The sequence below is a fragment of the Ruminococcus callidus ATCC 27760 genome (assembly GCF_000468015.1).
Taxonomy (GTDB): domain Bacteria; phylum Bacillota; class Clostridia; order Oscillospirales; family Ruminococcaceae; genus Ruminococcus_C; species Ruminococcus_C callidus.
The window spans coordinates 1-10592 of record NZ_KI260380.1 but is presented as its reverse complement, the minus strand read 5'-3'; the positions used below and the strand labels follow the sequence as shown (position 1 = coordinate 10592).

General features: G+C 53.5%; 7 protein-coding genes. All 7 read right to left on the bottom strand.

Annotation, left to right across the window (positions count from 1 at the left end; all coding sequences use genetic code 11):
• Positions 1-58: 58 nt before the first annotated feature.
• Entirely contained in the window at positions 59-2902 is a 2844-nt protein-coding gene (locus tag RUMCAL_RS06150) for a cellulase family glycosylhydrolase (protein WP_021681794.1), read from the bottom strand.
• Positions 2903-3218: 316 nt separating this feature from the next.
• Complete coding sequence (locus RUMCAL_RS06145) at positions 3219-4163, bottom strand: ROK family protein (protein WP_040647285.1); 945 nt, start codon at positions 4161-4163, stop codon at positions 3219-3221.
• A 42-nt stretch (positions 4164-4205) separates the two neighbouring features.
• Positions 4206-5183 (bottom strand): mannose-6-phosphate isomerase, class I, encoded by a 978-nt coding sequence (gene manA / locus RUMCAL_RS06140; protein WP_021681791.1) that lies wholly within the window; start codon positions 5181-5183, stop codon positions 4206-4208.
• A gap of 12 nt (positions 5184-5195) precedes the next feature.
• Positions 5196-5972, bottom strand: coding sequence for a glycoside hydrolase family 25 protein (locus RUMCAL_RS06135; protein ID WP_021681790.1), 777 nt, complete (start codon positions 5970-5972; stop codon positions 5196-5198).
• Positions 5969-8161: a WD40/YVTN/BNR-like repeat-containing protein gene (locus tag RUMCAL_RS06130; protein ID WP_021681789.1), complete on the bottom strand. Its 2193-nt coding sequence runs from the start codon at positions 8159-8161 to the stop codon at positions 5969-5971. Before RUMCAL_RS06130 ends, RUMCAL_RS06135 begins: the two co-directional genes overlap by 4 nt.
• A 136-nt stretch (positions 8162-8297) precedes the next feature.
• The gene (locus RUMCAL_RS06125; protein ID WP_040647284.1) at positions 8298-8852 is read right to left on the bottom strand and encodes a GNAT family N-acetyltransferase; all 555 of its coding nucleotides are present in this window, start codon (positions 8850-8852) and stop codon (positions 8298-8300) included.
• Between the two features lie 180 nt (positions 8853-9032).
• Entirely contained in the window at positions 9033-10469 is a 1437-nt protein-coding gene (gene purB, locus RUMCAL_RS06120) for an adenylosuccinate lyase (protein ID WP_021681786.1), read from the bottom strand.
• Positions 10470-10592: the final 123 nt, after the last annotated feature.

Genomic DNA, 10592 nt, shown 5'->3' with positions numbered 1-10592 from the left:
AAAGTCCCCAGACGCTCTTTGTGCGGTATTGCCTAAACTTTTAACAGCCTTTCACCGATCAGATTTCTGCCTGATACGGCAGGGTGTTGATCTGCTGGATCACGAACATAAACAGTACCAGACCGTCAGCGGAATCGATCTCGCCGTTGCCGTTGACATCGCCGTTCAGACGCTGGGACTGGTTTGCTTCAACTGCACCAGCTGCCATCTTGTTCAGCAGAACAGCATCTGTGATGTCGATTCTGCCGTCCATGTTCACATCACCGAACAGCGTTTTCGGCATCGGGCCCTCATACTGGGTGGTAGTGGTCGTGGTTGTGGTGGTAGTAGTGGTGGTTGTCGTTGTAGTAGTGGTAGTTGTTGTGGTGGTAGTAGTTTCTTCGGTGGTGGTTGTCGTTGTAGTGGTTTCTGTGGTAGTCAGCATCGTCATGATTGTAGTCGTGGTTTCTGCTGTGGTGGTAGTCGGTTCCGGAGTGGTTGTGGTTGCTTCGGTAGTGGTGGTTGCTTCTGTTGTAGTTGTGGTTTCTTCGGTGGTGGTAGTAGTTGTTTCCGCAGTCGTTGTTGTGGTCGGCTCCGGTGTTGTGGTAGTGGTTGTAGTGGTAGTCGGTTCAGTAGTTGCTTCAGTGGTGGTTGTTTCGATCGCTGTGGTAGTGGTTGTGGTGGTAGTCGGTTCAGTAGTTGCTTCGGTAGTTGTGGTGGTTGTAGTGGTAGTAATTTTTTCAGTTGTGGTGGTAGTCTGTTCTGTGGTAGTCACTGCCGGACCTTCGTGACCAGTGCCGGAAATGGTGAATACTACGCGAATATCCTTTGCAATGGTGGTCTTGCTTGCAAGATCCTTGATCTTGGTGGACCAGTCATCGTGGAGGTACAGACGGGTAACGCCCGGACCCTCACCTTCATAATAGTGGGTGTTGATTGCCTTTTCACTAACGGTGTAATCTTCGATCTTTACGCCGTCAACCCAGACTTCGTCCAGAGAAACCTTCAGATTCTTGAAGGTATCGGTGGTGAAGTTTTCGGTTTCGCCGTCCGGTGTGATCAAAACTGCCAGGAACTGAACCGTATCGGTACCGCCGCCGGTAACGTCCCAGTCTACGCTGTATGTGCCGTCGCCGGTGATCGGTGTCACTGCGGCACCTTCATCGTCGCCCTCTGCCCAGTTGTTTGCTGCACCGATCATACCAATGAAGTATGCCTTACCGATCGGGTCGCCCTGCGGCTGTGCAGTTGTGGTAGCTTCTGTAGTAGTGGTCTTCGGTGCTTCGGTAGTAGTCTGTGTTGTTGCTGTTGTCTGATCCGGATCGCCGTCTACATAGAAGAAGTTGTCAAAGATCAGAGTGACATCAACATAAGACCATTCTACCTTGCCGCCCTTCGGGTCGGTCCAGTCATACCAGTGACCGATCTTCAGGTAGTCCATATCCAGCGGACCTTCGAATTCGTTTCCGTCCTCGTCAGTTGCCTTGGTGGTTGCCGGAATGTCTACTGTCGTTACACTTTCTCCGACTGTGAATGAATACGGCTGGTATGCCCAGTGCGAAGAACCGTCATTGCTGTCTACAATGTTGTACTGTACTGCACCGCCGGTACCATAAGAAGCCTTGTTGCCCTTAATTGTATAGTTGATGACAACAGAAGTCAAGTTTACGCCGTAATCCTTGTAGGGCTTCAGGTCGATCAGCAGATCGCTGCCGTCTGCAACGTCGCTTGCCTGGAATGTCAGACGGTCGGTCTTCTGCTTGCCGGGGTCTACATTTCCGCCGGAAGCAATGTTGGAGAAGATGTTCTTCAGGTCTTCGTCAAACCATTTCATATTCTTACGGCTGAACAGGCAGATTGTACCGGAGTCAGAGTCGTCCCATGCAACGGGGCAGATACCGTCCATATTGTATGCTGTAGAAGCAATTGCCTGATAGAATGCCTTGATGGATTCTTCGTCCTTGTTATACGGTGTGGTGTTTACGCCGTACTTGTCGGCATTGCATGCACCGTATTCACCGATCACAACGCCATAGCCATTGTCAGTAAACTTGGTCTTGAGGTCATTGAAATCCTTTTCCACCTTGCTCAGGTCTGCGGCAGTGCCCCATGTTTCCCGATGTCCCCAGGTGGAAGTGGTGTCTGCAACGCAGAACGTCGGCGGTTCATAGTAGTGTACGGAAACCGCCAGCATATTGGAGTCGTCCTTCGGCATGGAGAAGCTGCTGGACAGTGCCTTTGCGGTGTTGTTGCTGTCTGCGGTGCAGATCAGCAGACGGTCTTTGTTGTTGCCGCCGGTTGCACGGACGGTGTCTACAAACGCCTGATTATAGGTCATGGCATCGCTGGTAGAGAAGCTGACTTCGTTCATGCCCTCGAATACCAGATGTTCATCATAGCCTTCAAAGTAGGTCGCGATCTGCTTCCACAGCTTTTCAAATGTTGCGATCTTGGAGGTATCCTTTTCCCAGTCCTCATCGTGGTGAGTGTTGATGATCGCATACATACCGTTATCTACGCAGTAGTCTACGACTTCCTTGACTCTTGCCAGATACTGATCTGCAACTGTACCGTCAAACGAATCCATCTTTGCAGTGCCGGAAGCACCGGTCATATCCCACCAGGTGACAGGGATCCGGACGGTGTTGAAGCCAGCCTTCTTGACTTCCTTGATCATGTTTTCGGTCGCAACCACGTTGCCCCAGGCAGTTTCAATATCTGCCGGAGAGGGATTGCTGGTCCATGTGTTGGTCGAATCCAGAGCGTTGCCCAGATTCCAGCCCAGACCCATGTCCTCCACCATCTGTACCGCAGTCTTGTCTGCCGCAGATGCAACAGAGGTTCCCACAGACAGTGCAGTGGTCATGGACAGCCCGATTGCCGCAGCCGTCATGGTGCTGAGCAGTTTCTTCATAAACTTCATGTGATCGAACTCCTTATCTTTTTTGTGTAACCTGCACAGAACAGTCCTCTGCCGTCTGAAGCAGTGCTCACCTTATCCACCTTATTCTATCACCTTTTGTGCAAGCTGTCAAGAGATTTTCCCCATTCACCCCCTCCCTTTTCCAAGAAACCAGCAAGATGCACAAATCTCATTTTAGGGAATTGTACAGAATGTTGATACAAAAGTACCCCGAAAACCGGTGCATTTGGCTCTCGGGGTGCTTATCAGATTGATTTTTATGCTGTTGTGACACAAATCGTGCAAAGCCGTCAGGCGGCTTGATGCAGTGCTGCCATTAGTCGTGTGCGTTGCCCAGGAATGCCGCACCGATAATGCCGGCATCATTGCCCAGCTTCGCAATCACGATCTCGGTATTCTTTGCGGAGTTGCGGGTGTAGACTTCCTTCTTGACGATCTCCTTCATGGGAACCAGCAGCGGATCGCCCTCGTTGCACACGCCGCCGCCAATGCACAGAATGTCCGGCTGGAAAATGTTAATGGTGTTGGTGATACCAGCTGCCAGATACTTGATGTAATCGTCAACCACCTGCTTTGCGGTAGCATCGCCGGCACGCATGTAGTTGAACGCAGTCCGTGCGGAAATACGTTCCTCGTCCTTCATGGCACTTTCCGGATTGGCCGCCAGTGCCTCCTTGGTCATGCGAACCAGACCGGTTGCAGAGGAGTATACCTCGAAGCAGCCCTTTCTGCCGCAGGTACACTGCGGACCGTCTACGGAAATGACAGTGTGACCAACTTCTGCACCGCCGAAGTTGGAGCCGCTGTAGATCTTGCCGTCAATGACGATGCCGGCACCTACGCCGGTACCCAGTGTGATGCAAACTGCATTCTTGGCACCCTTTGCAGCACCGGCAACATATTCGCCGTATGCAGCAGCGTTGGCATCGTTTTCAATAAAGGTGGGCTTGCCCAGTGCAGTTTCCAGATACTTCACCATGGGAGTGTTATTGAAGCCCAGATTGTTGGAATATTCGATCACGCCGGTGGCACTGTTGGCAACGCCCGGTGTGCCTACGCCGATCCACTCGATGTCCGCCATGGTCAGGCCAGCCTTTTCCGCAGCTTCCTGCGAAACCTTTGCCATATCCGCAGCGATTTCTTCTTCCGGACGGGGCAGATTGGTCTTGACGCTTGCCTTTGCCAGAATCTCATAACTTTCGTTGACTACGCCGGCAACAATATTTGTGCCGCCCAGATCAATACCAATGTAATACTTCATATATGTTTCCTCCTCAATATGCAAATCCATCATGTGGAATTGTCAACTCAATTTTTCGTCCACGCGGGTAACCACGTACTGTACGCTTTCGCCGGTCACGGTATAGGCTCCCAGTCCGGCAGGCAGCAGCACACTGCTGCCCTTTTTCACCGGATAGCTGCCGGATTCTGTTTGCAGAGTGGCTTCTCCCGACAGGAACAGCAGGTGGTGGAACGATTCTGTCCCTACGGTAAATGCAACCGTGCCGTGCACAGTCACCACGTCTGAAGCGAAATACTTGCACGCTTCCAGCTTCCGCACCGTGCCGCCGGAAACCGCCTCCGCAGGATACTGCACCGTGGGGGCAATGGGACGAAGATTGGTCACGTCCAGAGCTTTTTCAATGTGCAGCGGACGCAGCTTGCCGTCTGCTCCCCGTCTGCCGTAGTCGTAGACACGGTAAGTGGTGTTGGAGTTCTGCTGGATCTCTGCCAGCAGGATCCCCGCACCAATGGCGTGCAGCGTACCGGAGGGGATAAAGTACAGTTCCCCCGGCTTGACCTCCACCCGATTGAGAATCTCTGTCAAGGTCTGGTCGTGGATCCGCTGTTCGAATTCCGCCTTGGTCACTTCCTGTTTCAGTCCGTAGTACAGGGCAGCGTGGGGAGCCGCATCTACGATGTACCACATTTCCGTCTTGCCGGCTTCTCCCTCCACCCGCATGGCGTAGTCGTCATCGGGGTGCACCTGAATGGACAAGTCCTGTTTGGCATCGATCAGCTTGATCAGCACCGGCACAGTGGTACAGTCCGCACAGTTGGTGCCGAGGAATGCGGTGCCGTTCTTGTCCAGATATTCCCGCAGGTTCAGCCCTGCATCACTGCCGGAAGTGAGTATGCTGCTGCCGTCCTTGTGGCAGGCGAGTTCCCAGCTTTCAGCGATCTTGTCAGCATCGCTTTCCTTGCCGAATTCCTCCCGCAGGCGATTGCCGCCCCAGAGGTAGTCCTTACAGATTCCCTGCAAAAAAATTGGTTCTGTCATAATAGTTCCTTTCTAAAATGCCTGTAAGCCGAACTGCTGCCGGAATTCGTCCATGCTTCCGGCGTAGACGTTCAGGTCAATATGGGTCTGATAGCCGTCATAGCCCTCCAGTTCGCCGGAATCGGTATACTGCCAGAATGTCCAGTCGAAATAGGGCTTATAATAGTAGTTGCTGATCCAGATGGGATAGTCCGCTGCAAACGATTTCACATATGCCCGATAGGTGTTGGGGGCGGCGTAGAGAATGGGCTTTACACCATAGTGTGCTTCCAGCAGATCCAGCATTTCCTGTAGATTCTGCCTTGCGGTGCCGGTGTCCGGCATGCTGCCGCCCAGCGACTCGTACAATTCCACGTCGATCACCGGCGGCAGGGTGTTTTCCGTCACCGGCACTGTGCGGATAAAGTTTTCCGCCTGCTCCCTTCCCGTGTCCTCAAACCGGAAAAAGTGATATGCCCCCACGTAGATCTTCGCCGCCTGTGCTGTCTGCCAGTTCTGTGCAAACTGGCTGTCGTTGTGGTCAACGCCCTCGGTCGCCTTGATAAAGCAGAAGTCCACGCCCTGTGATGCCAGCACGTCCCAGTCGATATTGCCCTGATAGTAGGACAGATCAACTCCACGCACCGGATAATCCTGTTTGCTGGGAACATCTGCCGCCTGTCTGCCGGTGCTGGTCAGATAGATATGCAGCAGCCTTGTGCCGCCGATGCCGGCAAACACCAGCCCCACCAGCAACAGCAAGGTCATGAGCCAGCGAAAAATGTATTTTCCATAATGTCTTTTTTTCACGAAGCAATATCACCCATTACGATTCCCCGTCCGTCTGTGCAGAAGTACACTCTGCCGTAGACATTGCTGTCACCGGTGATGTACTTGGGGTTCAGGTTTCCGAACTTATGCTGCTCGTCGTTGATTCTTATCCAGCTTTTGCCCTTGTCCTCCGAGCGATAGATGCCGTAGCCGTTTTCGCCGTCGTCGCCCTCGGCATAGATCACCGGATAGCTGTCTTCCTCTTTGCCCTTGCCGAAGCCGATGCTGTCCACGGTGGGCAGGGTCTTTACAGTCTGGAAGCTTTCGCCGCCGTCCTCCGTGTACATGATCATGGTGCTGCTGGAGATCCAGACGTTGCCCTCCTGCCCGAACACCGCCACCGGTTCGGCAGAATCTGCCACCATCTGTCCCGTGGATTCGAAAGTCACGCCGCCGTCCCTGGACACGTAGAACAGCCCGTCACAGGTGGCATAGAACACCTTCGGGTTCACCCGATCGGCGGCAATTTTGGCGTTAAAGCCCAGTCCTTCCACATAGTACCACGTTTTTCCGAGGTCAGTGGTCACATAGGGCTTTCCGGAAATGCTGTTGGGCACCCAGATCGTGGAGCTGCCGTCCGCGGACATCGCCACCTGTCCGCCAATGGCGGGGTCGGGCTTGTGCTTTACGGTTTCCCATGTGGCACCGCCGTCCTGCGTGAAATTGATCGTGGTGGTCTTTTCCTCGCTGAGGTATACCGCCGTGTTGGGGTTCTGGAATGCCACATCTAAATCTGTGGGCTTGCCGTTTTTCATGAAGTGGGCATCATCGGGGCACTGTGTCACGTCCTTGTGGGCAAAGCCGGTCAGATCGCCCATAATGGAATACAGCTGGGGCGAATCGTCCTTGCTGGGCGGTGCCAGCATTTTGAACACTGCCGTTTCTTCCAGCCCGTAGGCATCAAAGGCAATGGTCACCGGCTCTGTGCCGATCTTCGTCATATTCTGGGTGGAATAGATCGTTGCACCGGTGCCGTACATCACCTCGTCAGAATTGAACGGGTTGATGTTGACATCTGCCACCCACCAGCCGGTTTTCGCCTGATTTTCACCTCTGCCCCAGTCCAGCCATTCCGCCTGTGCAGTGTCCATCTGGTAGTGGTTTTCCTTGGTGTTCAGGTTGAACAGTCCGCTCCAGCTGTCACCGCCGTCGGTGGTGTAGTACAGATTGTCGCCGTTGTCCGACCACCAGCCCAGCGTGGAAACCACCACCGTATCCGGATTCCGGGCATCTACGGAAATGCCGCCGAAGCCGCCCTGTCTGCCGTCGTTCAGATCAGGCGTAATATCCGTGAAGCTGTCCGACTGGGTATCGTACACATAGACTGCCCCAGCCGTGGGGGACAGATTCGGACCGCAATTGTCAGAGTACGCCAGATACAGCTTTCCGCTGTTGGAGAATGCAGCATGCAGCGGGTACATGCCTGCCGCATTGGCAGCCAGTGCTGTCCAGCTGTCGCCGCCGTCTGTGCTTTTATAAATGCAGGTGCCGTCTGTCATTGCCACGCCAACGTACATGTCGCCGGAAGTCGGATCAAAAGTCACCCACAGAATGCCGATACTGTTGCTCTCCTGTTTATAGTCGCCCTTTTCCGGAAAAGAGGTGACCTCTTCCCAGTTCTTGCCGTAGTCGGTGGTTTTCCACAGACCGCTGTCACGGCTGCCGAACCAGACTTCCTTGTTGTTATTGGGGTTGACGCACATGCGTTCGCCGCAGCCCCGTCCGGACTGGTTGCCGCCGCAGCTGAACGGAGCATCAAAGCGTGTCCATGTTTCGCCGTAATCGTCCGAGGCAAACAGTGCCGCATCATCGCTCATATACGTGCCGCCGGCAAAATAAACGCGGTTCGGCTCCACCGGATCGGTCGCCATACTCTCGATCCCGATATAGCCCCATTCGTCCGCCCCCAGAAAGTCCGTCAGCGGTTCCCAGTCAGTGTCCTTTTTCCGGCGGTACAGTCCGCCGATGTCTGTGCGGGCATAGACCAACCCTTCTTCCTTGGGGTTATACTCCATGCCGGTGACATATCCGCCGCCGCCAATGGCAACATTGCTCCATGTGTAGTCTGCCTTGGCAGTTTTGGAGCCGTCCGCGGCACAGCCGGTGCCGATGCCGCAGAGGATAACTCCGCTCAGCAAAACGGCTGTGAACCGTCCTTGTTTGTTCATGTATGTGTCCTCCGTATTCCGTGCAGGGGATACTGCAAAAATTTCCTACTTCTTATGATACCCGAAAACGGCAGATTAGTCAATAGGACGAGGAAAATTTTCACGCAAATCCTTTCACGCAAATCCATTGTTGAAATTATCCCCGCAGTACCGGCAGCGGCGTTCCCTCGTGGCTGCCGATATGCTTTTCCAGCCACACCATGTGATACCACCGTCCGAATTTATAGCCGCACTGGTGGAATTCGCCCACCATGCGATACCCCAGTTTTTCATGGAAACAAATGCTGTCCCGTGTGAGGTAGGGGTCATTTTCCCCTATGGGACAGGCAACGCAGGCGTTCATGTTGAGGAAATGCCGTCGCCGTAATTCCTGTTCCAGTGCATCGTGGAGCAGTCTGCCAATACCCTGTCGCTTCCGGTGCTGTTCCACATAGATAGACGTTTCCACAGACCAGTCATAGGCAGCACGTTCGTGGAATTTTCCGGCGTAGGCGTACCCTACCGGCACGCCGTCCTGTTCTGCCACCAGATAGGGGTAGTTTTGCAGGGTGTCCACAATACGGCGGGTGAATTCCGCCTCTGCGGGAACATCGTACTCGAATGTAATGGCAGTTTGCTCCACATAAGGGGCATAAATGGCGAGCAGTGCCGGTGCATCTGCCGGCACTGCCGCACGAATCTGGATCGGCATGATGATTCCTCCCTTGATGATTCTTTGTTTAGGGTACACCTTTTTGAGGAAGTTGTCAAGACCTGCGGTGATTTTTCGTCCTACGAAAAAACAACCCCCGACGATTGGATTCCGCCGAGGGTTGTTTTCTATGGGATACGCAAGAATAAAGCCGTCAGACGGGCTTTATGTAGTGTTTCCTTAGTTCTTCATCTCGAAGTGTTCGCCCAGAATATCCTTGTTTGCGTCCAGAATGGGCTGAATGCACTCTGCCACGAATTCTTCGGTCTGCTGTTCGCTGCGGCCGGTGAAGTTTTCCGGCTTCAGGATCTTGTCCAGATCTTCCTTGGTAATCATGAATGCCGGATCTGCCAGCAACATATCGCACAGGTCGTTGTCCAGACCTTCTTCCTTGACGTGCTTGCCGGCGATCATGGAATACTGACGGATCTTTTCGTGGAGTTCCTGACGGTTGCCGCCCTTTTCCACAGCGTCCATCATAATATTTTCGGTTGCCATGAACGGCAGTTCCCGCATGATCCGCTGACGGATCATCTTCGGATATACCACCAGACCGTCGGTAACATTCAGCATGATGTTCAGGATCGCATCGACTGCCAGAAATGCCTCCGGTACGGAAACACGCTTATTGGCAGAGTCGTCCAGTGTCCGCTCGAACCACTGGGTACCTGCGGTAAATGCCGGATTCAGGCTGTCGATCATCACGTAGCGAGCCAGAGAAGTGATACGCTCGCAACGCATGGGGTTCCGCTTGTATGCCATTGCAGAGGAACCGATCTGAGTCTTTTCAAAAGGTTCTTCCATTTCCTTGAAGCTCTGGAGCAGACGCATATCGTTGGAGAACTTGCTGCAGGACTGTGCAATGCCGCTAAGGGTTGCCAGAATCTGCGAGTCGATCTTTCTGGAATAAGTCTGACCGGAAACCGGAACAACGCCGTTGAAGCCCATTTCCTTGGCAATCTTGGCTTCCAGTTCCTTGACCTTATCGGTATCGCCCTTGAACAGTTCCATGAAAGAAGCCTGTGTACCGGTGGTACCCTTGGAGCCCAGCAGCTTCAGGTTTGCGATACGGTATTCCAGTTCATTGAAGTCCATGAGCAGTTCGTTCATCCACAGTGTAGCACGCTTGCCCACTGTAGTCAGCTGTGCCGGCTGGAGGTGGGTATATGCCAGAGCCGGCATGCCCTTATATTCCATGGCGAAGTGAGCGAGATTTGCCAGCACGTTAATCATCTTGCGGCGAACGATCTCCAGAGCGTCACGCATCACGATAATGTCTGTATTATCGCCGACATAGCAGGAAGTTGCACCCAGATGAATGATGCCGGCAGCCTTGGGGCAGACCTGACCGTATGCATACACGTGGGACATGACATCGTGCCGGCGGCGTTTTTCTTCTGCTTCTGCCACGTCATAGTCAATGTTGTCGATATTGGCTTCCAGTTCGTCCACCTGCTCCTGTGTCACGGGCAGACCGAGTTCCATTTCTGCCCGAGCCAGAGCCACCCAAAGGCGACGCCATGTGGAGAACTTCTTGTCAGCGGAGAAAACGTGCTGCATTTCCTCGCTGGCATAGCGGGTGCAGAACGGGCTTTCATAACTTGTGGTATTACGCATCTTTTTGTACCTCTTTCTTTTGGAATCCATTGACGGAATCACTTCTGATTCTATTATAGCATATTTCGACAACCTTGGCAAGAGGGGCGGGCGGCGGCGAGTCGCCGCTGACCTTACGCCCCA

Excerpts from the sequence above, each read along its gene's own strand:
- RUMCAL_RS06150 (WP_021681794.1), bottom strand. The coding sequence starts at position 2,902 with ATGAAGTTTATGAAGAAACTGCTCAGCACCATGACGGCTGCGGCAATC.
- RUMCAL_RS06145 (WP_040647285.1), bottom strand. The coding sequence starts at position 4,163 with ATGAAGTATTACATTGGTATTGATCTGGGCGGCACAAATATTGTTGCC.
- manA (WP_021681791.1), bottom strand. The coding sequence starts at position 5,183 with ATGACAGAACCAATTTTTTTGCAGGGAATCTGTAAGGACTACCTCTGG.
- RUMCAL_RS06130 (WP_021681789.1), bottom strand. The coding sequence starts at position 8,161 with ATGAACAAACAAGGACGGTTCACAGCCGTTTTGCTGAGCGGAGTTATC.
- RUMCAL_RS06125 (WP_040647284.1), bottom strand. The coding sequence starts at position 8,852 with ATGCCGATCCAGATTCGTGCGGCAGTGCCGGCAGATGCACCGGCACTG.
- purB (WP_021681786.1), bottom strand. The coding sequence starts at position 10,469 with ATGCGTAATACCACAAGTTATGAAAGCCCGTTCTGCACCCGCTATGCC.